At 72.0% G+C, this 25,835-nt stretch carries 25 protein-coding genes; 5 read left to right on the top strand and 20 right to left on the bottom strand.

Annotation, left to right across the window (positions count from 1 at the left end; translation table 11 throughout):
- The 3 genes from FR742_RS08840 to FR742_RS08830 all read right to left on the bottom strand — a co-directional run bounded on the left by FR742_RS08840 (position 1) and on the right by FR742_RS08830 (position 3,095).
- Positions 1 to 1,266 (bottom strand): HEXXH motif domain-containing protein, encoded by a 1,266-nt coding sequence (locus FR742_RS08840; protein WP_148030500.1) that lies wholly within the window; start codon positions 1,264 to 1,266, stop codon positions 1 to 3.
- Positions 1,263 to 2,492 (bottom strand): FxsB family cyclophane-forming radical SAM/SPASM peptide maturase, encoded by a 1,230-nt coding sequence (locus FR742_RS08835; protein ID WP_261808423.1) that lies wholly within the window; start codon positions 2,490 to 2,492, stop codon positions 1,263 to 1,265. The genes FR742_RS08840 and FR742_RS08835 overlap by 4 nt, the downstream gene beginning before the upstream one ends.
- 123 nt (positions 2,493 to 2,615) lie before the next feature.
- Entirely contained in the window at positions 2,616 to 3,095 is a 480-nt protein-coding gene (locus FR742_RS08830; protein WP_187281058.1) for a nucleoside deaminase, read from the bottom strand.
- A 57-nt stretch (positions 3,096 to 3,152) separates the two neighbouring features.
- Here FR742_RS08830 and FR742_RS08825 point away from each other — a divergent pair, with 57 nt between their 5' ends.
- Positions 3,153 to 4,934, top strand: coding sequence for an ABC transporter ATP-binding protein (locus FR742_RS08825; protein WP_148030498.1), 1,782 nt, complete (start codon positions 3,153 to 3,155; stop codon positions 4,932 to 4,934).
- Complete coding sequence (locus FR742_RS08820) at positions 4,931 to 6,754, top strand: ABC transporter ATP-binding protein (protein ID WP_187281057.1); 1,824 nt, start codon at positions 4,931 to 4,933, stop codon at positions 6,752 to 6,754. Before FR742_RS08825 ends, FR742_RS08820 begins: the two co-directional genes overlap by 4 nt.
- A 22-nt stretch (positions 6,755 to 6,776) precedes the next feature.
- Here the strand turns inward: FR742_RS08820 and FR742_RS08815 are convergent, their stop codons facing one another.
- The 11 genes from FR742_RS08815 to FR742_RS08765 all read right to left on the bottom strand — a co-directional run bounded on the left by FR742_RS08815 (position 6,777) and on the right by FR742_RS08765 (position 15,529).
- Positions 6,777 to 7,178 carry a hypothetical protein gene (locus FR742_RS08815; protein ID WP_148030497.1) on the bottom strand — a complete coding sequence of 134 codons (402 nt, stop codon included), beginning with the start codon at positions 7,176 to 7,178 and terminating at the stop codon, positions 6,777 to 6,779.
- 112 nt (positions 7,179 to 7,290) lie between these two features.
- Complete coding sequence (locus FR742_RS08810; RefSeq protein WP_148030496.1) at positions 7,291 to 7,590, bottom strand: hypothetical protein; 300 nt, start codon at positions 7,588 to 7,590, stop codon at positions 7,291 to 7,293.
- A gap of 58 nt (positions 7,591 to 7,648) precedes the next feature.
- Entirely contained in the window at positions 7,649 to 7,984 is a 336-nt protein-coding gene (locus FR742_RS08805) for a DUF202 domain-containing protein (RefSeq protein WP_148030495.1), read from the bottom strand.
- 3 nt (positions 7,985 to 7,987) lie between these two features.
- Positions 7,988 to 8,314, bottom strand: coding sequence for a YidH family protein (locus tag FR742_RS08800; RefSeq protein WP_148030494.1), 327 nt, complete (start codon positions 8,312 to 8,314; stop codon positions 7,988 to 7,990).
- A gap of 46 nt (positions 8,315 to 8,360) precedes the next feature.
- Entirely contained in the window at positions 8,361 to 8,756 is a 396-nt protein-coding gene (locus FR742_RS08795) for a hypothetical protein (RefSeq protein WP_148030493.1), read from the bottom strand.
- A gap of 38 nt (positions 8,757 to 8,794) precedes the next feature.
- A complete protein-coding gene (locus FR742_RS08790) occupies positions 8,795 to 10,081 on the bottom strand; it encodes an ABC transporter substrate-binding protein (RefSeq protein ID WP_148030492.1) in 1,287 nt (428 codons plus the stop codon).
- Between the two features lie 13 nt (positions 10,082 to 10,094).
- Entirely contained in the window at positions 10,095 to 11,195 is a 1,101-nt protein-coding gene (locus FR742_RS08785; protein WP_148030491.1) for a branched-chain amino acid ABC transporter permease, read from the bottom strand.
- A gap of 50 nt (positions 11,196 to 11,245) precedes the next feature.
- Positions 11,246 to 12,133 (bottom strand): branched-chain amino acid ABC transporter permease, encoded by an 888-nt coding sequence (locus FR742_RS08780; RefSeq protein ID WP_148030490.1) that lies wholly within the window; start codon positions 12,131 to 12,133, stop codon positions 11,246 to 11,248.
- On the bottom strand, positions 12,130 to 13,980 hold the full coding sequence (locus FR742_RS08775) for a long-chain fatty acid--CoA ligase (RefSeq protein WP_148030489.1): 1,851 nt from the start codon (positions 13,978 to 13,980) through the stop codon (positions 12,130 to 12,132). Before FR742_RS08775 ends, FR742_RS08780 begins: the two co-directional genes overlap by 4 nt.
- Complete coding sequence (locus tag FR742_RS08770; RefSeq protein ID WP_148030488.1) at positions 13,977 to 14,741, bottom strand: ABC transporter ATP-binding protein; 765 nt, start codon at positions 14,739 to 14,741, stop codon at positions 13,977 to 13,979. Before FR742_RS08770 ends, FR742_RS08775 begins: the two co-directional genes overlap by 4 nt.
- Complete coding sequence (locus tag FR742_RS08765; protein WP_261808422.1) at positions 14,738 to 15,529, bottom strand: ABC transporter ATP-binding protein; 792 nt, start codon at positions 15,527 to 15,529, stop codon at positions 14,738 to 14,740. The genes FR742_RS08770 and FR742_RS08765 overlap by 4 nt, the downstream gene beginning before the upstream one ends.
- A gap of 89 nt (positions 15,530 to 15,618) precedes the next feature.
- On the opposite strand from FR742_RS08765, the gene FR742_RS08760 reads away from it, so the two are divergent.
- A complete protein-coding gene (locus FR742_RS08760; RefSeq protein ID WP_148030487.1) occupies positions 15,619 to 15,876 on the top strand; it encodes a UBP-type zinc finger domain-containing protein in 258 nt (85 codons plus the stop codon).
- 10 nt (positions 15,877 to 15,886) lie between these two features.
- Here FR742_RS08760 and FR742_RS08755 read toward each other — a convergent pair whose 3' ends face one another.
- Positions 15,887 to 17,125 carry a hypothetical protein gene (locus FR742_RS08755; RefSeq protein ID WP_148030486.1) on the bottom strand — a complete coding sequence of 413 codons (1,239 nt, stop codon included), beginning with the start codon at positions 17,123 to 17,125 and terminating at the stop codon, positions 15,887 to 15,889.
- A gap of 214 nt (positions 17,126 to 17,339) precedes the next feature.
- Here FR742_RS08755 and FR742_RS08750 point away from each other — a divergent pair, with 214 nt between their 5' ends.
- Positions 17,340 to 19,331, top strand: coding sequence for an ATP-dependent DNA helicase (locus FR742_RS08750; protein WP_148030485.1), 1,992 nt, complete (start codon positions 17,340 to 17,342; stop codon positions 19,329 to 19,331).
- 243 nt (positions 19,332 to 19,574) lie between these two features.
- Positions 19,575 to 21,260: a protein kinase domain-containing protein gene (locus FR742_RS08745; RefSeq protein WP_148030484.1), complete on the top strand. Its 1,686-nt coding sequence runs from the start codon at positions 19,575 to 19,577 to the stop codon at positions 21,258 to 21,260.
- A gap of 42 nt (positions 21,261 to 21,302) precedes the next feature.
- On the opposite strand, the gene FR742_RS08740 is transcribed toward FR742_RS08745, so the two are convergent.
- The 5 genes from FR742_RS08740 to FR742_RS08720 all read right to left on the bottom strand — a co-directional run bounded on the left by FR742_RS08740 (position 21,303) and on the right by FR742_RS08720 (position 25,716).
- Positions 21,303 to 22,061 carry an SGNH/GDSL hydrolase family protein gene (locus tag FR742_RS08740; protein ID WP_148030483.1) on the bottom strand — a complete coding sequence of 253 codons (759 nt, stop codon included), beginning with the start codon at positions 22,059 to 22,061 and terminating at the stop codon, positions 21,303 to 21,305.
- A gap of 103 nt (positions 22,062 to 22,164) precedes the next feature.
- Positions 22,165 to 23,241 (bottom strand): 3-dehydroquinate synthase, encoded by a 1,077-nt coding sequence (aroB, locus tag FR742_RS08735; protein WP_148030482.1) that lies wholly within the window; start codon positions 23,239 to 23,241, stop codon positions 22,165 to 22,167.
- Positions 23,238 to 23,738 carry a shikimate kinase gene (locus FR742_RS08730; RefSeq protein WP_148030481.1) on the bottom strand — a complete coding sequence of 167 codons (501 nt, stop codon included), beginning with the start codon at positions 23,736 to 23,738 and terminating at the stop codon, positions 23,238 to 23,240. The genes aroB and FR742_RS08730 overlap by 4 nt, the downstream gene beginning before the upstream one ends.
- Positions 23,735 to 24,916 carry a chorismate synthase gene (gene aroC, locus FR742_RS08725; protein WP_148030480.1) on the bottom strand — a complete coding sequence of 394 codons (1,182 nt, stop codon included), beginning with the start codon at positions 24,914 to 24,916 and terminating at the stop codon, positions 23,735 to 23,737. The genes FR742_RS08730 and aroC overlap by 4 nt, the downstream gene beginning before the upstream one ends.
- A 92-nt stretch (positions 24,917 to 25,008) precedes the next feature.
- Entirely contained in the window at positions 25,009 to 25,716 is a 708-nt protein-coding gene (locus FR742_RS08720; protein ID WP_187281056.1) for an A24 family peptidase, read from the bottom strand.
- Positions 25,717 to 25,835 lie beyond the last annotated feature (119 nt).

The following is a 25,835-nucleotide window of genomic DNA, read 5'->3' as shown; positions in this document are numbered from 1 at the left end:
TCACCCGTTACGGGCGAGCCACGCCTCCCGGTGCGCGGCCGCCTCCCTCCCGGCGGCGTCCAGCGCGGCGGGAGGGACGCTCTCCGCCATCCAGTCCGCCAGCGTGCCCCGCATCGCCGTCACGAACCGCTCGCCGGGCGGGGTGAGCCGCCCGCTGTCCAGGAGCGTCCCCGTCGCCTCGAACGCGGCCTGCCGCCAGTGCGCGAACTCGACGTGCGGCTGCGGGCCGGTCTCGTCCGCACGCTGACGCCGCCAGAAGCCCGCGACCCCGAGATGCGCGTACGTGCCCTGCAGCAGCCCCGCCAGCGGGCGGGGGTCGGGCCGCCAGGGCGCGTAGTACCTGCCGTCGTCGGGCTCCAGCAGTTCGACCGTGTCCAGCACCGCGCCGAGCTTGGCGTGCTGGCCCTCGTGCGCGAACGTGGACGCCATCCAGCGCCAGTCCCGCGGCGTGGAGATCCCGATGGCGCCGAACCTGTCCCTGGCCGTGGCGCTGTTCATGCGGTAGGCCGGGCCGGTGATGGGCGTGAGCACGGAGACGATCGAGGCGGTCTCGCCGGCGAGCGTCCAGTGCCGGGCCTTCATGACCTGCCAGGAAATCCGGAGGTGCTCGCGCCAGACGTCCAGCTCGGCCGGGGGCAGCCGCCCGTCCGGCGCCTCGTCGGGAGACCAGCGGAACGGGTCCAGGTCGTCCACGCACAGGCTGAAGCCGTCCGCCGTGATGCGTCGCAGCGGAAGCCAGCCCGGTTCCTCCCGCTCTTCCGCCCGCCGTCCGGCCGTCCGCTCCGCCGCGCGTACGCGGCATCCGCCCGCCTCCAGGGTCCCGTCGGGGTGGACGCGGAGGTCCACCAGGTCGGCCGGGTCGGCGGTCACGATCTGGCCGAGCGAGGGCAGCGTGATCCGGCCGTCCGGAGCGGGTGCCTCGACCCGGGCCGGAAGCCGGGCCAGGATCGCCGCCGCGGCGGCCAGCGCGCCGAGTTGGGTGGCGGTCCCCCGCGACCGGATGACGTGCGCCGCCCACGCGCCCACCGCCGGATGGCCCAGCACGGTCTCCACGGCCTCCGGCGCCTTCTTCTCTATCCAGGCGAGCAGGTCGTAGGCATGGCCCACGGCCGGGTGGGAGCCCGCGAGCCGGACGACGCCCAGCACGAGGAGCCGATGCTTGCTGCGCTCGGCGGCCACCAGATGGCGCGCGGCCTCCGCGCCGCCGCCACCGGCCGCCAGCCGGGCGAGGATCTCATCGGGCAACCGGTGGGGCCGCGGTCTCATGGGCGTCCCTTCGGGAGTCGGGCTCTGCGGAGATCGGCCAGGAGCCGGTCGCGGATGTGACCGATCAGCCGGTAGAGGTCGGGGCAGTAGACGGACGGGTTCAGGAAGCCGGTGCCGCGGCGGTAGCGGTGGGTGTAGAGGCCGGCCCCGCAGACCCTGCTGTACGGGCACGCCTTGCACGTGTCGCTCAGCCCTTCGAAGGCGAGTTGCCTGGCCACCACGCCGGGGTGCAGGAGCGCGTCGTCGAACGGATGGTCGACGACGTTCAGCCCGGTCGCCGGCGCGTCGTGCCGCACCGCTTTCAGCGAGTCCGTCTGCTCCATCGTCCCGTCGGTTTCGATCACGACCAGGGTGGACGGGGTGAGCCCGACCGCTTCACTGGCGGAGGCGCGGCCGAGGAGCAGGTGGATGATCTCCTGGAAGAGCCGGACGACGGTCTCCCCGCTGGCGCCGTACCAGCGGTCGAAGACGGCCACGAGCCAGTCCGCGTACGGCGTCGCGGCCGGATCCGGCACTCGGCCCGGGGGCGGCGCGTCCCAGGTGCCGTGCGGGAGGAGGAAGTCGATCACCGGCGGCTGGAAGTGCAGCAGCGCCTCGTACGTCTCGACGGGGTCGTTCGCCAGATCCACCGTGCACAGGAGGCCGTTGTAGACGTGCCGGAACTCCGGCTCCATGAGGAGGGAGAGCGCTTCGGCGACGGCCGGATAGCTGCTGCGCCCGTCCGCGTAGCGGCGGTTCCTGTCGTTGCCGCGCGGCGTGCCGTCCAGGCTCACCCCCACGTCCACGCCCTCGTCGGCGAAGGCGCGCAGCACGTCCTTGTCCAGGAGCACGCCGTTGGTCTGGACGACCGCCTCGACGCGCACGTCCGGGCCGGCCCTGTCACGGACGAGGCGGACGGCCCGTACGAGGTAGTCGGCGCCCGCGAGCAGGGGTTCGCCGCCGTGCAGGATCAGCCGGACGGAGTCGAGCCGGTGGGCCGCCGCGTGCTCGGCGATCCGGCCGGCGACGGCGCTCACCAGTTCCGGCGCCATGATCATCGGCCGGGACCGCCAGCTCTGGTCGGCGAGCGTGTAGACGTAGCAGTAGTCGCAGGCGAGGTTGCAACGGCTGTGCGCCTTGAGCAGGAATTGCCGGAAGGGGTGGGCACGCCACCCGTTTCTCAGCATTTCGGCGACGTCGAGGGTGCCGGGCCACTCCCTCCTCGGGTCTTCCACCTGGTAGGTCACCCTGGAACACCCCGCACCCGCCGGAAATATCGGAGTGATTCAAGATATTAACCGAGAAATCGAGCTATTGGGAGGAGCTGGTCGGCGGGTCATAAATGTCAGGACTTAATCACCATTATTGTATTAACGGCGTTCGTGAAAGCGGCGGTGCAGCTCCCTGACCTCTTCCGCGAGCTCGGGCGCCGGCCCCTCCACCACCGCTTCCGGCACCACCTCCCGGATCGCCAGCGTCCGCACCGGCGGCGGAGCCACCCCCAGCTCCCCCAGCCACCCCGACAGCTGCTCCGACGACGCCGCGTACACGATCCGGCCCAGCCCCACCCACCCGTGGGCGGCCGCGCACATCGGGCAGTGCTCCCCCGAGGTGTACATGGTGGCCGCCGCCCGCTCCTCCGGGCTCAGGTTGGCGGCGGCCCAGCGGGCGAGTTCGAACTCCGGATGGCGGGTGTGGTCGCCGGTCGCGACCACGTGGTTGTGGTCCTCGCCCAGGACCGTGCCGTCCGCGCTCACCAGCACGGATCCGAAGGGCTCGTCGCCGGAGGCGAGGGCCTCGGCGGCGAGTTCGACGCATCTGCGCAGGTGACGAAGGTCTGTCTCGTTCATGAGATCCACCATGCCACGTCCGAAAATGGGTTGAGGGGCGGTACTAGCCTTAGAAGGATGCCTCCTGATACGCGCGCTCCTCGTCGTCCCCTGCTCGAAAACATCTCTCTATGGCGGTTACGGCGCTATCTCCGCCCGTATGTCGGAAAGCTCGTCTTCATCTGGCTGGCCGCGATCGTCGGCATCAGTGCCAGCATCGCGCTGCCCCTGGTCGGCGAGCGGGTCGTCGACGGGCCGGTGCGCGACGGCGACAGCCGGGCGCTGCTGCTGCTCGGGTCGCTGGCGCTCGGTCTCGGTGTCCTCGAAGCGCTTCTCATCTTCCTGCGCCGGTGGGCGCAGATCGGCCCGGTGCTGGGGCTGGAGACGCGCATCCGCGACGACCTGTACGCACAGCTGCAGCGGCTGCCGATGAGGTTCCACGGCGAGTGGCAGTCGGGCCAGCTGCTGTCGCGGGCCACCACGGACCTGTCGACGATCCGCAGGTTCCTCGGCTTCGGCATGCTCTTCCTGGTCATGAACATCCTGCAGCTGATCACGGTGACCGTGCTGCTGCTCAACATGTACTGGCCGCTGGGCGTGCTGGTGGCCGTCTCTGCGGTGCCGATCGTCCTGCTGTCGATGCGGTTCGAGAAGCGCTACATCCGCATCTCCCGGCAGGTTCAGGACGAGCAGGGCGACCTGGCGACGCTGGTCGAGGAGTCGGCCATCGGCATCCGTACGATCAAGGCGTTCGGCCGCCGTCACCACGTCTTCGAGCGCTACGACGAGGCGGCGCGCAGGCTGTACGGGACGTCGATGGAGAAGGTGCGGCTGTCGGCGCGGTTCTTCACCTTCCTGGAGGTGATCCCGAACGTGACGCTGGCGATGGTGCTGCTGCTCGGCGCGCTGGCCGTGGGGCAGGGCTCGCTGACGCTGGGCGCGTTGTTCGCGTTCACCACGCTGGTGCTGCAGCTGGTGTGGCCGATCGCCAGCCTCGGCTACATCCTGGCCATGGCGCAGGAGGCGATGACCGCCGCCGACCGGGTCCTGGAGGTCCTGGACACGGTCCCGGAGATCACCGGCGGCCGGGAGCGGATCGAGCGGCCGCGCGGTCACCTGCGGTTCGAGGGGGTGGAGTTCCGCTTCCCCGGTGCCGACCGGCCGGTCCTGCACGACCTGTGGCTGGAGGTGCGGCCGGGTGAGACGGTCGCGGTGGTGGGCGCCACCGGCTCGGGCAAGACCACGCTGACCGCGCTGGTGCCGCGGCTCCTCGACGTCACCGGGGGCCGGGTCACGATCGACGGTCACGACGTGCGCGACCTGGAGCTGCCCGAGTTGCGCTCCATCGTGGCGACCGCGTTCGAGGAGCCGACGCTGTTCTCCATGAGCGTGCGCGAGAACCTGACGATGGGCCGCCTGGACGCGACCGAGGAGGAGGTCGACGACGCGATCCGCACCGCGCAGGCGATGTTCGTGTACGACCTGCCGTGGGGTCTGGACACCCGGATCGGCGAGCAGGGCATGTCGTTGTCCGGCGGCCAGCGGCAGCGGCTGGCCCTGGCCAGGGCGGTGCTGAGCAGACCGAGGATCCTGGTGCTCGACGACACCCTCTCGGCGCTGGACGTGGAGACCGAGGCGCTGGTGGAGGCGGCGCTGCGGGAGGTGCTGCGCGAGGCGACCGGCATCGTGGTGGCGCACCGGGCCTCCACCGTGCTGCTGGCGGACAAGGTGGCGCTGCTCGCGGGCGGCACGATCACGCACGTCGGCCGCCACCACGACCTGCTGGCCGAGGTGCCCGAATACCGGCAGCTCCTGGCCCAGGACGCCGATCTGGACCCGTCGGAAGGAGCCTTGCGTTGACATCCGCCACGACCGGCTGGCGCGGGGTCGCCTCCGAGGACCAGGACGAGCTGCCGGACAAGGTGAGCGGCCTGCTGCGGGCCCGTTCGCGCAGGCTGCTGGGCGACCTGCTGGCCCCGCACCGCAAGGGCATCATGGTGCTCACCGCGGTCATCATCGCCTCCAGCGGGGCCGGGCTGGCCATCCCCTACCTGGTGAAGGTGGGCATCGACGCGGGCATCCCGCCGATGCTGCGCGGCGAGGGCACGGGCACGCTGCTGACGGTGGTGGGCGTGATCCTGGCGGCGGCCGCCGCGCAGGCGCTCACCCGGCAAGCGTTCCTCAAGATGTCCGGCCGGATCGGTCACCAGATCCTGCTGGAGCTGCGCAGGCGGGTGTTCGACCACTTCCAGCGGCTGTCGCTGAGCTTCCACGAGAAGTACACCTCCGGCCGGGTCATCTCGCGGCTCACCTCAGACATCGAGGCGATCGCCGAGCTGCTGCAGGCCGGTTTCGACGGGCTGGTCACGGCGGTGCTGACGATGGCCGGCACCGCCGTGCTGCTGCTCGTGCTGGACGTGGAGCTGGGGCTGGTGGCGCTGGTGCCGCTGCCGATCCTGCTGCTGTTCACCCGGTGGTTCCGCCGGCAGTCCGCGATCGTCTACCGGCGCACCAGGGAGACGGTGGCGCTGGTCATCGTGCACTTCGTCGAGTCGATGACCGGCATGCGGGCGGTGCAGGCGTTCCGCCGCGAGCCGCGCAACCAGGAGATCTTCGAGCGGCTGAACGACGACTACCGCCAGGCCAACGCGCGCAGCATGAGGCTGATCGCGGTGTTCATGCCGGGCATCAAGCTGATCGGCAACCTGACGGTGGCGGCCGTGCTGTTCTACGGCGGCTGGCTGGCCTTCCACGGGGAGGTCACGGTGGGCGTGCTCACCGCGTTCCTGCTCTACCTGCGCGGCTTCTACGAGCCGATGCAGGAGATCAGCCAGTTCTACAACACGCTGCAGTCGGCCAGTGCGGCGCTGGAGAAGCTGTCGGGCGTGCTGGAGGAGGAGCCGGCGGTGCCGGAGCCGCGCGCGCCGCGCCCGCTGCCGCAGGCGCGCGGCGAGGTGCGCTTCGAGGACGTACGGTTCGCGTACGTGGAGTCGATGCCGATCCTGCCCGGCCTGGACCTGGCGATCCCGGCGGGGCAGAGCGTGGCGCTGGTCGGCTCGACGGGGGCGGGCAAGACCACGCTGGCCAAGCTGATCTCCCGCTTCTACGACCCGACGGCCGGGCGGGTGCTGCTGGACGGGGCCGACCTGCGGGAGCTGGACGAGCCCACGCTGCGCCGGGCGGTGGTCATGGTGACGCAGGAGAACTTCCTGTTCAACGGGACCGTCCTGGACAACATCATGTTCGGCCGGCCGGGCGCGACCGAGCGGCAGGTGCGCGAGGCGGCGCAGGCGATCGGCGCGCACGACTTCATCGCGTCGCTGCCCGACGGCTACCACACGGACGTGGGCAAGCAGGGCGGGCGCATGTCGGCCGGCCAGCGGCAGCTGGTGGCGTTCGCGCGGGCGTTCCTGGCCGACCCGGCGGTGCTCATCCTGGACGAGGCGACCTCCAGCCTGGACGTGCCGAGCGAGCGGCTGGTGCAGCGCGCGCTGCGCACGATCCTGGCCGACCGCACGGCGCTGATCATCGCCCACCGGCTGTCGACGGTGGAGATCGCCGACCGGGTGCTCGTCATGGAGCGCGGCGAGATCGTCGAGGACGGGCCGCCGGACCGGCTGGTGGCCGCCGACGGCCGCTTCGCGGGCCTGCACCGCGCCTGGCTGGAGAGCCTCTCCTAGTGCGGCCGCCAGGCCGCCCTGACTAGTGCGGCCTGGCGGCCGCCATGACGCGATACACCTCGTACGCGGCCACCAGCACCGCCGGGACCCCGAGCACGACCAGGAGCCGGTGGTGGCGCGGCGTCCGGCCCGCCGCCACCGGTACGGGATCGGGGTCGGGCACCCGCGGCCGCTCCGGCTCGGGCTCGGGCGAGGACAGCAGCTCGGGGTGGCGGGCGAGGTAGCCGTCGGGGAACGACGTCACCGCGAACCCGCCGCAGGCCGGGCAGCAGGCGCCCGACCAGGGCGGCTGCACCACCACGCCGCCCATCAGCCAGATCTCGCCCCGGTCACCGAGCCTGACGGTGTAGGCCTCCTCCCAGACGTGCCAGCAGCGCAGGCACTCCAGCGGCCACAACCGGCGCCCACCGGTTCCTTCGTGCACCAGGACCACCCCCCGGGTCAGGGACCGTCATCCGCACCGAGTGTCCGCCCTGCCTATTGACACGGCAAGATGGCCCTTATAACACTCTCTGTTAGTCAAATATGACCATCTGTTACGTCTCAAGCCAACGCGGGCGTTTCCGCACCGGGCTGATGAGCGGGGTGGCGTCGGAGCCGGCGGGCCGCGTGGACCTCATCAGCTCCGGGTGGTGGGCCAGGTAGCCCTCGGGGAACTGGACCGCCTGGTAGCAGCCGCACCTCGGGCACTTCTCGGCCGGCGTCGGGGGCGGCACAGGGACGTTTCCGCGCAGCCAGACCTCACCCCGGTCGCCGAACCTGATGGTGTATTCCTCTTCCCACACGTGCCAGCAGGCGCGGCATTCGAAGGGGACCTTCCGCAGTTCTTCTCTCATGAGGTCACCTCCCTCTCTTCGAGTGTCCGCCTTCCTCCCGCGGCCCCGCAACCCGCCCTCAGCGCATGGACAGCACGAACACCACTGCCCCGGCGACCAGGGCGAGCGTGCCGAGCCAGGCGAAGACCGCGTCGGCCCGGTGGTCCAGCGGCCGGCCGCCGTGCAGCGCCTCCTGCACCCGGAGGAAGCGGGTGCCGGTGCGGATGAGCAGGACGGCGCCGCAGAGCGCCGCCAGCGCGAACGCGGCCGCCGCCGCGAGCGGCAGCCCGGCGCGCGCCGACAGCCCGGCCGCGCCGAGGCCGCCGGTGGCAAGCATGACGGCGGTGCGGACCCAGGCCAGGCGGGTGCGCTCGCTCTGCAGCCCCTGGTCCCAGATCTCGTGCGGATCGCCCACCGGTCAGGCCGCCAGCAGGATCATCACCAGGGCAAGCACCGCCACGGTCGCGACCCCGTACCCGAACACGGACGCCAGCGCGGGCGGCGGGAGCGGCGCCTGGGCACGCAGCGCGCGCTGGATGTTGCGCCAGCGCGGATAGGCCATGCCGGCGGCCAGCGCCGACAGCGTGACCAGGATGACGGCCAGGGTGGTGCGCAGCCATGGGACGAAGTCCGTGGAGGGCACCGCCGCCATGGCCACCCCGGCGGCGCTGAGCGCCAGGGCGGTGCTCAGCCAGGTGAGAAAGGTTCGCTCGTTGGCCAGGGTGAAACGCGGGTCAGGCTCCATGAGCCCCACGCTATTTCGCGACCATTCTCCCTAGAGAAAGCGGGGTTCAGCCTCCGGAGCAGGCCTCGGCGACCTGCTTGACGTAGGCGGCCGTGTCGCTGCCGACCTTCTGGGCGGCGTCGACGGCGTCGTTGACGGTTTGCACGTTGAGGCCGGACAGGGTGCCGGCGAGCTTGTCGGACGCTTCCTTGATGGTGGTGTTGGCGGCCGAGTCGGCGAGGTCGTTGAGCTTGGCGGCCGTGTCGTCGAGCGCCTTCTCCATGGCCTGCGGGTCGTTGGCCAGCTGGGTCAGCTGCGACGTCAGCTCACCGACGATCTTTGGGGCCTCCAGGCAGGCCTGGGCTCTGTCGATCGTGGTGTTGACCTCGGCGCAGCCGGCCGCGGCGAACGCGAACGCGGGGATGACGGCGAGGGACGCGAACCGGCGGTAGCGGCGAGACATGTCCCGACCCTACCCAACCGACCGCGTCCCCCGCGTGATCACAGCTTGGCGAAACAGGGACCGTCGAAGGTGTAGGACTCGGCGGTGGGGCCGGTGAAGAAGTCCCGCACCTCGGTGACGCCGGTCGGCGCCTTCTCGTCGAGTTTGTTGATGAGCGTCTGGCGGAACGTGGCGGTGTTGGGATCGTCGGCGTAGTTGCCGGCCTCGGGAGGCAGCATGCCCTCGTAGTCGACGGTCTTGAGCGACTTGACGGCCGCGAGCAGGCCGGCGCGGCTGACGTCGCCGCCGGCGACCATCTTCTCCAGCGCCGCCTTCATCGGGTACGCCCACGCCCAGCCGGAGGTGTAGCCGTCGTTGGGGGTGACGCCGGGCAGCGCCTCCCGCATGGCCTGGTGGCCGGGCGTGTCGGCGTTCCACGGCTTGCCGGGGGCCGACTGCTCGTACAGGGCCTTGAGCGCCTCGGCGGCGGGCGACTGGAGCAGGGCGGGGTTCCAGGTCGGGCCGGTGCCGATGAAGCGGCCCTTGAATCCGGCCGCGGCGCTCTGGCCGACGATGGTGGCGGCGTCGGCCGGGCCGGTGGTGAGGATCACCAGGTCCGGCTTGACGCGGGTGATCTCGGTGATGGCGCGGCCCTGCTCGGTGGCGCCCGGCGGGGTCTCGACGCCGGTGAACTCCAGCCCGTGCGCCTCGGCCGCGATCTTGGCGCCGGCCGCGGCGTCCGCGCCGTAGTCGCCGGCCAGGTGGACGGCCATCACGGACTTGGGCTGGTACGCCTCCATGGCGTAGTCGACGGAGTTCATCGCCTCGACGCAGTAGTTGGCGCCGGTCTCGATCACCACGTCCTCGAACTCCCAGGCGGAGGTCCAGGATGCCGGGGCGGAGACGACGCTGCTGGCCTTGAGGTCGCCGATGATGGCGGCGGTGGTGGGCGAGCCGAGCGTCTGGGCGAGGCCGAGCACCTGGTCCTTGATCTCGTTGTAGACCTGCCGGTGGACCTCCGGGTTGTACTTGTTGTCGCGGACGTAGCGGGTGACGTCGACCTCGTACTTGCCGCCGATGCCGCCGGCCTTGTTGACCCGGGCCCAGAACGCCTTCTGCGCCTCGGTGATCGGCACGGCCAGCGCCGCGAACGGCCCGGCCGTCAGGTCGGAGATGGAGCCGAGGTAGATGCATCCCTTGGCGCTGTCGACAGCGGAGGGACAGGGCTCACTGGTGACTCCTGTCGTCTGGGCGCTCTGTCCGCCCTCGTCGTCCCCCCGGAAGACGCCGCACGCGGACAGAAGGGCCACTGCTGCAGTGATGGCCACCACATAGCGACTCTTCATGAAATGACCCTTTCTAGTAGGAGAAAGGCCAGGCTTTCCAGTAATTCCGTACGCGGATCCAGAGGCCGAACAGGCCCCGCGGTTCGAAGATGAGGAACAGCACGATCAGCAGGCCGTAGAGCACGGTCTCGACCTGGAACACGTTGGGCGTCTGCGTGGTGTCGCCGCTGATCAGCGGCACCAGGGCGGGCAGCGTACGGGTCAGCGGCTGCAGCAGCGAGATGAACAGGGCGCCCGCGATCGCCCCCGACACGGTGGCCACGCCGCCGATCAGGACCATCGCGATGAACTGCACCGACAGCAGCAGGCTGAACGAGCCCGGCTCGACGTACCCGGACACGGTGAAGAGCAGCCCGCCCGCGCAGCCCGCGTAGAAGGACGAGACGCCGAACGCGAGGACCTTGTAGCGGGTGAGCGGCACCCCGATGACGGCGGCGGCGATGTCGCGGTCGCGGATGGCCGCGAAGGCCCGGCCGACGCGGGAGCGGGCCAGGTTGCGCGCGGCGACCGCGAAGACCACGAGCAGGACGAGCATGAGCAGGTAGAGCTGCTGCTCCCGGGTGCCGAGCGCGCCGTCCTGGTCGAGCCTGACGCCGAGGAACGCGGGCACGGCCGCCTCCCTGCCGACGCCGACGCCGCCGGTCAGCTCCTGCCACTCCTTGAAGACGTGCTCGCCGAGGAAGACCAGCCCGAGCGTGACGATGGCCAGGTAGAGCCCGCGCAGCCGGGTGGCCAGCGGCGCGACGAGAACCCCGGCCGCGGCGGCGACGAGCCCGGCCGCGGGCAGCCAGATCCAGATCTCGGAGATCCCGTACCCGATGGTGTCGCCGCCGGGCGGCCCGGACAGGGCGGCGGCGGTGTAGGCGCCGATGGCGACGAAGAAGGCGTGCCCGAGCGAGACCTGGCCCGCGTACCCGGTGACGATGTTGAGCCCGATCGCCCCGATGGCGAGCACGTACGCGACGGCGAGCACCTCCAGCGCCGGGTCGGTGAGCACCGCCGACAGCGCGAGCGCCAGCAGGACCAGCGCGCCCGCCGAGACCCGCTTGGCCCGGGTGTCGAGCAGCGCCATGTCCTGGGCGTAGGAGGTGTAGAGCAGCGGCCGACCGCGCACCCTCCGGGACCGGCCGGTCGGTAAGGCCGGGTCTCCGGTTCGCGTTCCGGTCATACCCGCTCGACCTCCCGGGTGCCGAACAGCCCGTACGGCCTGACCAGCAGGACGACGAGCATGACCACGTACGGGGAGACGACCGCGAAGTTCTGCCCCAGCCACGGCAGGTAGGCGCCCTGGTACGACTGGAACAGCGACTCGACCACCCCGATCACCAGCCCGCCCGCCACGGCGCCGCCGAGCGAGTCGAGCCCGCCCACGATGATCGCTGGCAGCGCCTTGAGCGCGACGATCCAGGTGGTCTGCTCGATGCCCTGCCCGGTGCCGACGAACATGCCGGCGACCGCGGCCAGGAACCCGGCCAGCGCCCACGACAGCGCGAACACCGCCCCGACGGAGACGCCCTGGGCCAGCGCCGTCTCCTGGTCGTAGGCGGCGGCCCGCATGGCGAGCCCGTACCTGCTGTACCGGAAGAACGCGAACAGCAGCGTGACCAGCACCGCGGCGGCGGCCATCATGGCCAGCCAGCGCTGCTGCACCACGAGCGGCCCGAGCGAGACCAGGTCGAACCCCCACGGGTCGCCCACCTGGCGCACGTCCCTGCCGATGAGGCCGTTGACCACCACCCGCACCACCACGTCGACGCCCAGCGTGATGATCGCCACCACGAACACCGGCCGGCCCACCATCGGCCGGATCGCCGCCCGCTCGATGCCGAGCGCGACGGCGGCGATGAGCAGCGCCCCCAGCAGCGCCCCGAGGTAGAACCCGGTGACGGGGGCGAGGTAGCTGACCGCGACCGCGCCGGCCAGCATGAGCGCGGGCTGGGCGAAGCTGATCACCCGGGTGGCCTTGTAGATGATCACGAAGCCGAGGGCGAGCAGCGCGTACACCGACCCGTTGCCCAGCCCTCTGATGATCGTCTCCAGCGTGCCGGTCACCGCGCGTACATCCCTTCGACCAGGTCCTCGAAGAGCTTGGCGACGGCGCTCCGCTTGACCTTCTGGGTGGCGGTCAGCTCGCCGTCCTCGTGGTCGAGCTCCTTGGGCAGGAACGCGAAGCGCTTGACCTGCTCGGCCCGCGCGAACCGGGCGTTGACCTCGTCGACGACGCCCTGCACCAGCGCCCGCGTCTCGGGCTTCCCGGACAGGTCGCGGTAGGTGGTGTACGGGATGCGCCGCCGCCTGGCCCACTCCCCCACCGTGTCCAGCTCGATGCCGATGAGCGCGACGAGGTGGGGGCGCTGGTCGCCGATGACGACGGCCTCCTTGACGTACGGGGACGCCTTGAGCGCGTTCTCGATCTCGCTGGGGGCGACGTTCTTGCCGCCGGCGGTGATGATGATGTCCTTCATCCGGTCGGTGATCCGCACGTGGGTGCCGTCGACCCATTCGCCGACGTCACCGGTGTGCAGCCAGCCGTCCGGGTCGAGCACGTCGGCGGTGGCGCCCGGCTTGCCCCAGTATCCGGCGAACGTGCCCCGGTGCCTGGTCATGATCTCGCCGGTGGTCTCGTCGATCCTCAGCTCGACGCCGGGGTGCGGCTCGCCGACGGTGCCGAGGCGGACCCGGCCGGGCCGGTTGGCGGTGGCGACGGCGGTGTTCTCGCTCATCCCGTACACCTCGTGCATCGGGATGCCGATGCCCATGTAGAACTTGAGCACGTCCGGCGCGATCGGGGCGGCGCCGGAGGCGGCGTAGCGGACGCGGCGCATGCCCAGCCGCTCGCGCAGCGCCCGGTAGCAGAACACCCACCCGACCGCGTACAGCAGCCGGGTGGCGGCGGTGTGCGTGCCCCCGGTCCGCACCAGCGTGTCGCCGATGCGGTCGGCGACCCGCAGCCAGAACCGGCCGGTCGCCCGCTTGACGGGCGAGGCGGAGCCGAGCCGGATGTCGACCTGGGCGAGCACCTTCTCCCAGATGCGCGGCACCCCGAACAGGATCGTCGGCTGCACCTCGCGCAGGTTGGCCTGGACGGTGTCGATGGACTCGGCGAAGTTCACCTGGATGCCGGCGCCGGCGTTGAACCAGACGGTGAAGGCCCGCTCGGCGACGTGGCACAGCGGCAGGTACGACAGCGTCAGGTCGCGCGGCGAGGGCGGCGGGTCGGCGAAGCCGCCGCCCAGCACGAGCGTCTCGACGCCGAACTCGATGTTGCCGACGGTGAGCATGACGCCCTTGGGCGGGCCGGTGGTGCCGGAGGTGTAGATGAGGGTGGCCACGTCGTCGGGGCGCGCGCCGGCCGTCCGGCCGTCGAGCGCGCCGGGGTGCGCCTCGCGGTGCCGGGCGCCGAGCGCGAGCAGCTCCTCCCACGGCATCAGCCGCGGGTCGGTGTAGCGGCCGCGGATGCCGCGCGGCTCGATGTAGACGACGTGCCGCAGCTCGGGGCACTCGCCGATGACCGCCAGCGCCTTGTCGACCTGCTCCTGGTCCTCCGCGATGAGGATCTTCGCGCCGGAGTCGGCCAGCAGGTACGCGACCTCGGCGGGCGGGTTCGTCGGGTAGAGGCCGACGGTGACGCCGCGGGCCGCGACCGTGCCGAGATCGCCGTAGAGCCATTCGGGACGGTTCTCGGCGTGGATGGCGACCCGGTCGCCGGGCTCGACGCCGAGCGCGAGCAGCGCGTGCCCGACCAGCTCCACCCGCGACCAGTAATCGGCCCAGGTCACCTCCTTCCAGATGCCGAAGTCCTTGTGCCGCATGGCGACCGCGTCCGGCGTCGCGGCGGCCCGGTCGCGGACCCTGGTGACGAGGCTGGTAAGCGTGGCGGCGACGGGGGTGGCGGTCATGCGGTCCCTCCCAGGTAGGCCTCGATGACCCGCGGGTCCTGCTGCACCTCGGCCGGGGAGCCGAGCGCGACCGGGCGGCCGAAGTCCAGCACCAGCACCCGGTCGGCCAGGTCCATCACGAGCCCCATGTCGTGGTCGACGAGCACGATCGGGATGCCGAGCTCGTCGCGGATGTCGAGGACGAACCTGGCCATGTCCTCGGTCTCCTCCAGGTTCATCCCGGCGACCGGCTCGTCGAGCAGCAGCAGCTTCGGCTCCATGGCCAGCGCCCGGCCCAGCTCGACCCGCTTCTGCACGCCGTACGGGAGCAGCCGCACGGGATGGCGGCGCCACGCCTCCAGCTCCAGGAAGTCGATGATGTCCTCGATCTGGGCGCGGGCGGCCAGCTCCGCCCGGCGGGCCCGGCCGAGCCACCACAGGGCGGACAGCGCGCCGTAGCGGAAGTGGTGGTGGCGGCCGAGCATGAGGTTGTCCAGCACGGTCAGGTTGTGGAAGAGCTCGACGTTCTGGAACGTCCTGGCCAGCCCCATGGCGGCGATCTCGTGCGGGCGGCGGGCCAGCAGGTCCTCGCCGAGGAAGGTGACCCGCCCGGACTGCGGCCGGTAGACGCCGGACAGCACGTTGAACACCGAGGTCTTGCCGGCGCCGTTGGGCCCGATGACGGCCAGCAGCTCGGCCGGCCTGACCTCGAACGAGACGCCGTCGATGGCCTTGACCCCGGCGAAGCCGAGGTGCACGTCCTCGACCCGCAGGATGCTCACGACAGCCACCGCTTCCTGCGCTTGTAGTGCTTGACCTCGCGGAAGGAGCGGACCGCGCCGAGGTAGAACTCCTTGATGTCCTCGTCGGCGAGCAGCTCGGCGGACGGCTTGTCCATGACGATCTTCCCGGTCTCCATCACGTAGCCGTGGCTGGCGATGGACAGGGCCATGGCGGCGTTCTGCTCGACGAGCAGCACCGTGGTGCCCTGCCTGTTGATCTCCACCACGAGGTCGCGCACCTGGGCGACCAGCGACGGGGCCAGGCCCAGGCTGGGCTCGTCCAGCAGCAGGTAGCGGGGGCCGGCCATGAGGGCGCGGCCGACGGCCAGCATCTGCTGCTCGCCGCCGGACAGGTAGCCGGCCACACTGCCGCGCCGCTCGCGCAGCACCGGGAACAGGCCGTAGACCCGGTCCAGGTGCGACCGCCCCGCGGTGTGGCCGCCGACCCTGAGGTTCTCCTCGACGGTCAGCTCGGCCAGGATGCGCCGGCCCTCCATGACCTGGCTGATGCCGCGCCGGACGATCTGGGCGGGCCTCAGGTGGTGGATCGGCTCGCCCTCAAGGGTGATCGCCCCCTTGGTGACCTCGCCGTCGTGCACGTCGAGCAGCCCCGACAGGGCGCGCAGCAGCGTGGTCTTGCCCGCGCCGTTCGCGCCGAGGAGCGCCACGATGGAGCCGGGCGGGACGGCGAGGCTCACGCCGCGCAGCACCAGCATGACGTCGTCGTAGACGACCTCGAGATTGCGGATTTCGAGCACCGCGGCTCCCGGGATTGTGGTCCAGATCACTCCCCGATGAGCACAGGGTCCACGTTCACCCGACACGCAGCAAGAGGCGCGGCCGAAATCGCTGCCAACCTGTGTTTAGGATCGCGGACATGGCTATGTGCGAACATCTGATTCAGGCGGACGATCCCGAGGCGCGCACGCCCGAGGGATGCGAGGAATGTCTGGCCGAGGGCGGCCGGTGGGTGCACCTGCGCCGCTGCCTCGACTGCGGCCACATCGGCTGCTGCGACTCGTCCCCGGCCAAGCACGCCACCGCCCACTTCCACGGCACCGGTCACCCGGTGGTGCAGTCGTTCGAGCGGGGTGAGACCTGGCGCTGGTGCTACGCCGACAGCCAGATGGGCTGACGCCGGGCGGTCACCACTCGCGGCGGTCGCGCGGGTCGTCGTACCGCTGGTCCGGGCGCAGGCGCTCGCCGGTCGAGAACAGCGGCTCGCCCAGGTACGGGCGAGTCCTGTCGGGCTCCTGCTGGCCCATCGACAGCAGCGGGTCTACCGGGTTGGGGACGCCGCCGCCGTAGCGCTCCTGCCCGTAGGCGGCGTTCTGGCCGTAGCCGGGGTCCTGCCCGTACGAGGAGTCGTGCCCGTAGCCCGGGTCCTGGCCGTACGAGGGATCCTGCCGGTAATGGGGATCCTGGCCGTAACCCGGGTCCTTGGCGTAGCCCTGGTCCTTGGCGTAACCGGGGTCCTGGCCGTGGCCGTAGCCCGGGTCCTGCCCGTAGGAGGGGTCCTGGCCGTAGGCGGGCTCCTGGCCGTACGTGGGCTCCTGGGCGCGGAACGGGTCCTGGCGGCGGCCGGCGCCCGGGATGCCGTGCATGGGCGTGCCCAGGCCGGCGCCGCCGCTGGGCGAGGTGCGCGGCTGCGCGGGTGGTGCGGCCTGCTGCTGGTACTGGCCGCCGCCGTAGGAGTCGCCGCGCTGCTCGTAGGCGGGCTCGGCGGGGCGGGCCTGCGACGGGAAGCCGAGCGGGTCGGTGTGCGGGGGCTGGCCGCCGGGCAGCTGGTAGGCCGGCTCGTCGGCGTACTGCGGGCCGGCGAACGGCTGCGCGTCGTGCTGCACGTACTGCGGGCCCGAGTAGGGGTCGCGGTAGCCGGCGTCGACGGCGTACTGGGGGCCGGTGAACGGGTCGTTCGCCTGCTCGGCGTACTGCGGGCCGGCGAAGGGCTGGGCGTGCGGCGGCGTGGTCTCGGCGCGCGAGGCGACCAGCTTGTCCTGGTGGTTGGGGTTGCCGCGGGCGACGAGCACGTCGTTGGGGCCGAGCGGCGCGGCGGGCCGCTCGTCGTGGAGGGGCGGCGGGGCGGGCCGGTGGTAGGTGCCCGTGCCGGGGATGACCTCGGCGGCGGGGTCGGCGGCGGGCACGTCGGCCGCGTGACCGTCGGGCTCGTGCTCGCCGGTGGCCTCGGCGTATCCCTCGTCAAGGGTGTCGAGCAGCCTGCCGACGTCGTCGAGCGGCATGCGGAAGCTCGCGGTGCACATCTCTCCCCGCCACAGGCTGAGCACCAGGGTGCCTTCGTGCCAGGTGACCCTGAGGCAGCGCTCCTGGCCTCGGGCATCGAAGAAGACTTCGCCGAACGACGGCAACGGGACAACTTCCGACATGGCAGACATACTGCTAGTACCAGCCTTTATCCGTCCACTCAACCCCGGAAAACCCTACCAAAACGGACTTCCCATCCCCACCTTGAACCCACTTTTTCCCATGGTCCCCAGGTGGAGTTCCACCGCCAGTGTGCCACGGGACGCGGCGGAGAGGTCCGCGAATTCCGGGATGCGCATGGCCGATCACCTCACGTCCGGCGCTACGGGCGCCGGAATGCGGGTAGCGTTTACTGCCGTGCCGGACTCCCATCTCCCGTCAGCCGACTCCCTGCTCAGCGTCGCGGTCGACGCGCTCGGGGGGACCGAGCGGCAAGGCCAGATCACGATGGTGAAGGCCGTGCAGCAGGCCATCGACGACGGCGACCACCTGGCCGTCCAGGCCGGCACCGGCACCGGCAAGTCGCTGGCCTACCTGGTGCCGTCGATCCGCCACGCGATGGACGCCGACAAACCCGTGGTGGTCTCCACGGCCACGATCGCGCTGCAGCGCCAGCTCGTCGACCGCGACCTGCCCCGGCTCGCCGAGGCGCTCGGCAAGGAGCTGCCGCACGAGCCGACGTTCGCCATACTCAAGGGCCGCCGCAACTACCTGTGCCGCTACAAGCTGACCGCCGCCTGGCCCGAAGAGGACGAGCAGGACCAGCTGTTCGACGCCCGCGACGTGAGCGCGACCGGCCGGATGGTGCAGCGCATCCAGGAGTGGGCCGAGGAGACCGAGACCGGCGACCGCGACGAGCTGGTGCCCGGGGTCAGCGAGCAGGCCTGGCGGCAGTTCTCCGTCAGCGCCCAGGAGTGCCTGGGCGCCAGCCGGTGCCCCAGCGGCGCCGAGTGCTTCGCCGAGCTGGCCAGGGCGCGCGCGGGCGAGGTCGACGTGGTCGTCACCAACCACGCGCTGCTCGCCATCGACGCGATGGGCGACCTGCCGGTGCTGCCCGAGCATCGGCTGGTCGTCGTCGACGAGGCCCACGAGCTGGTCGACCGGGTCACCTCGGTGGTCACCGGCGAGCTGTCGGAGACCACCGTCGCCCTCGCGGTGCGCCGGGTGGGCCGCCTGATCGACCAGCCGGTCGCCGACCAGCTGATGGAGGCGAGCGAAGACCTCAAGGCACTGCTGGCCGCCGCACCGCCGGGCCGCGTCGACGAGCTGCCCGAGGTGCTCGGGCTGACGCTCGCGCTCGTCCGCGACAGCGCGGCCCGCTGCCTCACCGCGCTCGGGCCGCGCGGCGGCGACAAGGACGACCCCGACAGGGCGGGCCAGCGCAAGGCCGCGTTCACCGCGCTGGACGAGGTGCACGACACGGCCGTGCGCATGCTGGAGGCCTACGGGCACGCCTCGGAGTCCGACCGCGCCGAGGTGGTGTGGCTCGACGGCGGCACCGACCGCCGCCCGCCGACCCTCCGCGTCGCCCCGCTCAACGTCGGCGGCATGCTCCGCGACAAGCTCTTCGGCGACCGCACCGTCGTGCTCACCTCCGCCACGCTGGCGCTCGGCGGCAGCTTCGACGGCATGGCCCGGCAGTGGGGGCTCGCCGACGACGACTGGCAGGGCATCGACGTCGGCTCCCCGTTCGACCACCCCCGCGCGGGCATCCTGTACGTCGCCAAGCACCTGCCGCAGCCGGGCCGCGACGGCCTGCCGCAGGCCTACCTCGACGAGATCGCCGAGCTGATCGAGGCGGCCGGCGGGCGCACGCTCGGCCTGTTCTCCTCGATGCGCGCCGCCAAGGCCGCCACCGAGGCCCTCCGCGACCGCCTCGACGTGCCGCTGCTGTGCCAGGGCGACGACTCGACGATGCTGCTCGTCAAGCAGTTCGCGGAAGACGAGCCGACCTGCCTGTTCGGCACGCTGTCGCTGTGGCAGGGCGTCGACGTGCCGGGGCCGTCGCTGCGCCTGGTCATCATCGACCGCGTCCCGTTCCCGCGCCCCGACGACCCGCTCACCTCGGCCAGGCAGCGACACGTCGCCGCCAAGGGCGGCAACGGCTTCATGACGGTCGCGGCCACCCACGCGGCGCTCCTCCTCGCCCAGGGCACGGGGCGCCTGCTGCGCTCCCAGGACGACAGGGGCGTGATCGCCGTGCTGGACCCGCGCCTCGCCACGGCGCGCTACAGCGGCTTCCTGCTGGGCTCGCTGCCGCCGTTCTGGCGCACCACCGACCCGGGGGTTCCCCGCGCCGCCCTGCGCCGGCTCTCGTCCGGCGACTGAACCGTCAGGGCGACAGTCAAGATCTTTTGGGAACCCCCTCGGGCTGAGCACCGATAGCGAGCCTTCGGCCCGCCTGTCCCGCCGTCACTCCGGCGAAGAGCGTCGAACCTCCCGTCGTAGCCGGCCGTGGTCGGTGTAGAGGCGGTCTTCGGGGACGCCGGGGGTCGAAGTCCCCTCCACGACACGCGCCTTTTTGGGATCATCAACACCGACCGTCAAGATCTCAACGCGGAAAGCGGTGCCATGGCCAACCCCCTACGCGACGGCGACCCGAACCAGATCGGCCCGTATCGGCTGCACGCACGGCTCGGCGGGGGCGGGATGGGGCAGGTGTTCCTGGGCCGTTCCCCGGGCGGGCGCCTGGTGGCCGTCAAGGTGGTACGCCCCGAACTGGCCGACAACGCGGACTTCCGGCGCCGCTTCGCTTCCGAGGTGGAGGCCGCCCGCAAGGTCGGCGGGTTCTACACCGCCCAGGTCGTGGACGCCGACACCGAGGCCGCCCGGCCGTGGCTGGCCACCGCCTACATCCCGGGTCCTTCCCTGCACCAGGCCGTCGAAGAGCACGGGCCGCTCCCCCTGGAGTCGGCCGCGGTGCTGGGAGCCGGGCTGGCCGAAGGACTCGCCGCCGTGCACGCCTGCGAGATGGTGCACCGCGACCTCAAACCCGCCAACGTCATCCTCGCCGAGGACGGGCCCCGCCTGATCGACTTCGGCATCGCCCGCGCCCTGGACGCCACGAGCCACACCCAGACCTCCACCGTGCTGGGCACCGCCGCGTTCATGTCCCCCGAACAGGCCATGGCCCAGAAGGTCGGGCCGCCCTCGGACGTGTTCTCGCTCGGCTGCGTGCTCGCCTTCGCCGCGACCGGCCGCAGCCCTTTCGGGACGGGGCCCGTCCACGCGGTCGTCTTCCGGGTCGTGCACGGCGACCCCGACCTGCGCGGAGTGCCCGCCCCGCTCGCCGCTCTGGTGGCGGCCTGCCTGGCCAAGGACCCCGCCGCCCGGCCCGGCCTGGAGCACGTGCTGGCCCGGCTCACCGCGCTCGCCTCGCCCGGCCAGGGGCGGTGGCTGCCTGAGGCGCTCACCCAGGTCATCGCCGAGCGGCGGACCCTGGCACTGACCGCCCTCCATGACCCGGCCACCGGGACCGGCGCTGTCCACCCCCGGACGACGGCGCCACCACCACCCGTGCACGCGGATCAGCCGCGGGCACCCCAGCCCTTGCTGGTCCACGAACGCCGCCTCATGCGCGGCCGCGACCCGGGGTCCCATGCCGCCGCCTACCAGATCGCCATCTATGTGCTCCTTGCCCTCTTCGCCGTGGTCTCCGTGAGCACGGTGGTTCACCAGTTCGACATCGCCGACGACGCGGGGCGGTGGCGCTCGGTGGAGACCTACGGCGACCTTCACGAGTCCGACGAGCTGATCAGCACGATCACGTGGGTGGCCCAGATCGTCTCCGGCCTGGCGCTGACGGCCTGCTGGGTGCTCTGGTTCTTCCGGGTACGAGTCGTCGCCGAACAGTTCGCGCCTGGCCGGCTGCGCTACCGCCCCTCCATGGCGGTATACGCCTGGTTCATCCCGATCGCCGGCCTGTGGCTTCCCAAGCAGATCGCCGACGACGTCTGGCACGCCTCCAGCCCGCCCGGACGCGGCCGCGCGACAGCCCCGGCCGGTCTCCTGCACACGTGGTGGGCCATGTGGCTGGTCACGTTCCTGACCTGGCCCCTCTTCTGGATCGACTGGACGACACTCCTCGCCACCCAGTACGAACGCAGGGAGGACAACGACCTCTACCGGATATACGAGTTCACGCCGGCCGGCTGGGCCAGCCTGGCCCTGCACATGGCGGTCGTGCCGACGGCGATCGTCACCGCTCGGTTCGTGCGGCGGCTGAGCGCCATGCAGGCGGCCAGACTCAACGGCTGAGCGGGCCGCCGGGCAGAAATCCTCCGGGATGTGAACGGGGTTCTACACCGTCCAGTGAGACAGCTCCGGACGCTTGGGAGACACCCCGTCGCCGGAGGAGACGCCGCGGACTCGGCGCGACACCCACGGGACGAGATACTCGCGGATCCACTGGGCGTCCTCGCGACGGCGGGCGCGGGGGTCGACGACGCGCTCCGGCCACACCTTGTGCCACTCGTCGAACGGCACGCCGAGGACGTCGAGGACGCGGGCCGCCACCAGGCGGTGACCGTCGGCGTTCATGTGGAGGCGGTCCGGGCTCCACGCCCGCCAGTCGCGCAGCCCCTGCATCGACCACTGGTCGACCAGCCGGCACCCGTAGAGGTCGGCGATCGAGCGGATGTGCAGGTAGTAGATGGCGAAGCGGCCGCGCAGGCGGCGCATCAGCGGCGTGTCACGCGGGTCGACCCCGGTGAACAGCAGCACGTCCGCGCCGGTGGCGCGCAGCGCGCGGACCGCGCCGGAGAGCTTCTTGGCCATCACGTCCGGGTCGCTGCCGGGACGCAGGAGGTCGTTGCCGCCGGCGCAGAGGCTGACCAGGTCGGGCGACATCTCGACCGCCTGCGGCACCTGGTCGGCGACGATCTGGTCGAGCAGCCTGCCGCGCACCGCCAGGTTGGCGTAGCGGAAGGACGGATCGTCCAGGGCGAGCCGTTCGGCGACGCGATCGGCCCAGCCGCGGAAGTGGCCGTTGCTGCCGGGGTCGTTCAGGCCTTCGGTGAAGCTGTCACCGAGAGCGACGAAGGAGCCGTAATGCCTCATGACCTGATGTTCATCTCCGCGTTTCTCGTGCTGCGGCGTGGGCCCCACGACTGTAGTGGCTCGCCCGCGCCCGCGCGCGCCGCCACCCCGGCGCGCGCCCGTTTCATGACCGCCCGATGACCTTGTACGCGTCCTCCAGGAGCTCCTCGGGCGGGCCTTCCAGCCGGGCGGGCACGGCCAGGTCGTCGAGGACGACGAAGCGCTGCTTGGCCCCGCGGTTCTTCTTGTCGAGGCGCATGTGGTCGCGCAGCCGGGGCCAGGCGTCGGCGTGGTAGCCGGTGGGCAGGCCGACCGAGGTGAGGATGGCCCGGGTGCGCTCGACGAGGTCGGCGCGGCCGTCGAGCCTGGACAGCTCGGCCGCGTACATCATGCCGATGGCGACGGCCTCGCCGTGGCGCATCCGGTAGTGCTCGGCCCGCTCGATGGCGTGGGCGAGCGTGTGGCCGTAGTTGAGGATCTCGCGCAGGCCCGACTCACGCAGGTCGGCGCCGACGACCTCGGCCTTGACCCGGATCTTGCGCTCGATCAGCTCGCGGGTGTGGGGCCCGCCGGGCCGGGCGGCGGCCTCGGGGTCGGCCTCGACCAGGTCGAGGATGACAGGGTCGGCGATGAACCCGCCCTTGATGATCTCGGCCAGGCCGGCCACGTAATCGGCGCGGGGCATGCCGTCGAGCACCGACAGCTCGCACAGCACCCCGGCAGGCGGCAGGAAGGTGCCGACGAGGTTCTTGCCCTCGGGGGTGTCGATGCCGTTCTTGCCGCCGACCGCGGCGTCGACCATGGCGAGCAGCGTCGTGGGCACCAGCACCACCTGGACGCCGCGCAGCCAGGTGGCGGCCACGAACCCGGCCAGGTCGGTGGTCGCCCCGCCGCCGACGCCGACGACCGCGTCGGACCGGGTCATGCCGTGGCGGCCGAACGCCGACCAGAGGCCGGCGGCCACCTCCGCGGTCTTGCACGCCTCGCCGTCGGGCACCGGCAGCGCCACCACGTCGTAACCGGCGCCGGCCAGGACGGCGGTGACGGGGCGGGCCAGCTCCGGCAGGCTCTCGGGGTGGATCACGGCGACGGTGGAGACGCCGGGCCTGAGCAGGCCGGGCAGCTCGCCGTGGACTCCGGTGCCGACCACGACGTCGTACGGGCTCTCGCCCTTCACGGTGATGCGGGTAGCCGCGGTCATCGGCCCAGCCCTTCCACGATCTCGTCGGCGAGCTCGGCGGGCTCGCGCTTATCGGTCGCCACGGTGAGCACGGCGAGCCGCTCGTAGACGGGCCGCCGCTCCTCCATGAGCTTCTTCAGCCGGCTGCGCGGGTTGAGCACGAGCAGCGGCCTGGCCGAGCCGAGGCCGACGCGCTGGACCGCGTCGGCCAGGCCGACCTGGAGGTAGACGACGGGGCGGCCGTCGAGCATGGCCTGGGTCTCCTCGCGCAGTACGGCGCCGCCGCCGAGGGACAGGACGCCGTCGTGCTCGTCCAGCGCCCTGCGCACCGCCTCCAGCTCCAGCTCGCGGAAGTGTTCCTCGCCGTCCTCGATGAAGATGTCGCTGACGGGCTTGCCCGCGACGGCCTCCACGTCGGCGTCGGTGTCGCGGAAGGTGACGCCGAGGCGCTCGGCGAGCAGGCGGCCCACGGTCGTCTTGCCGGACCCGGGCGGGCCGATCAGCACGGCCTTGATCATTTGATCACCATGGATGAGAGGTAGCCGGACAGGTTGCGGGCGACTTCCTCGACGGAGTCGCCGCCGAACTTCTCCACCGCCGCGTCGGCCAGCACCAGCGCGACCATCGCCTCGGCCACGACGCCGGCGGCAGGCACGGCGCACACGTCGGAGCGCTCGTGGTGGGCCTTGGCCGCCTCGCCGGTCTTGACGTCGATGGTGGCCAGCGCCCTGGGGACGGTGGAGATGGGCTTCATGGCGGCGCTGACGCGCAGGATCTCGCCGTTGGTCATGCCGCCCTCGACGCCGCCGGCGCGGTTGGTGAGGCGCCGCACGCCGTCTTCGGAGGTGTATTCGATCTCGTCGTGGGCCTCGGAGCCGGGCCTGCGCGCGGTCTCGAAGCCGTCGCCGACCGCCACGCCCTTGATCGCCTGGATGCCCATGAGGGCGGCGGCGAGACGGGAGTCGAGCCGGCGGTCCCAGTGGGTGTAGCTGCCGAGGCCGGGCGGCAGGTTGTAGGCGAGGACCTCGACGACGCCGCCGAGGGTGTCGCCGTCCTTGTGGGCCCGGTCGATGCGCTCGACGATGGCGGCGCTCCCGTCCGGGTCGGCGCAGCGGACCGGGTCGGCGTCGATGCGGGCCAGCTCGCCGGGGCCGGGCAGGGTGGTGGCGGGGCTCTGGACGCCGCCGATGGAGGTCACGTGGCTGAGGAGGTCGACGCCGAGCGCCTGCTTGAGGAAGCGCCTGGCGACCTCGCCGAGCGCGACGCGGGCGGCGGTCTCGCGGGCGCTGGCCCGGTCGAGGACGGGGCGGGCGTCGTCGAAGCCGTACTTCTGCATGCCGGCCAGGTCGGCATGGCCGGGGCGGGGCCGGGAGCGCGGCGCGTTGCGGGCCAGGCCCTCCAGCTCGGCCGGATCGACCGGGTCGGCGGCCATGACCTTCTCCCACTTGGGCCACTCGGTGTTGCCGATGCGGATGGCCACGGGGCTGCCGATGGTGCGGCCGTGGCGGACTCCGCCGACGATCGTCACCTCGTCCTGCTCGAACTTCATCCGGGCGCCGCGGCCGTAGCCGAGACGGCGGCGGCGCAGGGCCTCGTCGATGGCGGCCGTGGTCACCTCGACGCCTGCGGGCAGGCCCTCCAGGATGGCGACGAGCTCAGGGCCGTGGGACTCTCCGGCGGTCAACCAACGCAACATGAGTCCAAGTCTTCCATGCGCGGCCGGGTGCGACGTCCGCGCGTTCACCTGCCGAGACGTTCCGGGATCGAGACTTTCGTCGACGGAGACGTTCAGGGCTGGAGACAGAGCGCGGCGAACGCTCCGAGCAGCATGAAAGGACCGAACGGGAACTCGGTGCGCCGGTCGCCGCGCCGGGTGACCAGCAGCAGGATCGCGTAGAGCGCGCCGAGCAGCTGCCCGCCGACGGCGGCGACGACCCACGCCTGCCAACCGGCCGCGGCGCACGCCATGCCGATCAGCCCGGCCAGCTTGACGTCGCCGAGGCCCAGGTCGGCGGGCCTGATCAGCCAGAGCAGCCCGTAGCAGGCGGCCAGCGCGAGCCCGCCGAGCAGCGCCCTGGCCGGCTCGCCGGTGGGCAGCAGGGTGAGCGCGAGGATCGGGTACGAGGGCAGCGTGATCACGTCGGGCAGCCGGGTGGTGCGCCAGTCGACCGCGGCCAGCGCCGTCCCGGCGACGGCCGCGTACGCGTACGGCCATCCGGCCCGCCACACCACCAGCGTCAGCACGACGGCGGTGATCAGCTCGTACGTGGGCGGCCAGGCGGGAACGGGCACCGTGCGCAGAGTGGCCAGGAGCGCCCCACGCCCCTCGGCGCGCGCGTCGGCCGGTTCCTGCTCGAACGCCCCGGCGAGCGTCCGCACATAACGCCCCGCCACGACCCCCAGCAGTACGAGGGCGGCGGGCGCGAGCCAGGACGACGGTCCGGCGAGCACCAGGGCGTCCGGCGATACAGCCTCCACCACCGGGTGTACGAGCACGCGCCGCACTCTAATGCGCGACGGCCCGCCCCGCCGGAAAAGCCGGGACCGGACACCTGACCACCACCGGCCGCGGCGGAGCCGAGACGGGTGCTGTCAGCAGTCGCCTTCCAAGGGCC

Origin of the sequence: Nonomuraea sp. C10, from assembly GCF_008017515.1 — a bacterium.
Lineage (GTDB): Bacteria > Actinomycetota > Actinomycetes > Streptosporangiales > Streptosporangiaceae > Nonomuraea > Nonomuraea ferruginea.
The sequence above is the reverse complement of the archived record's forward strand: the minus strand, read 5'-3'. Positions and strand labels throughout refer to the sequence as shown.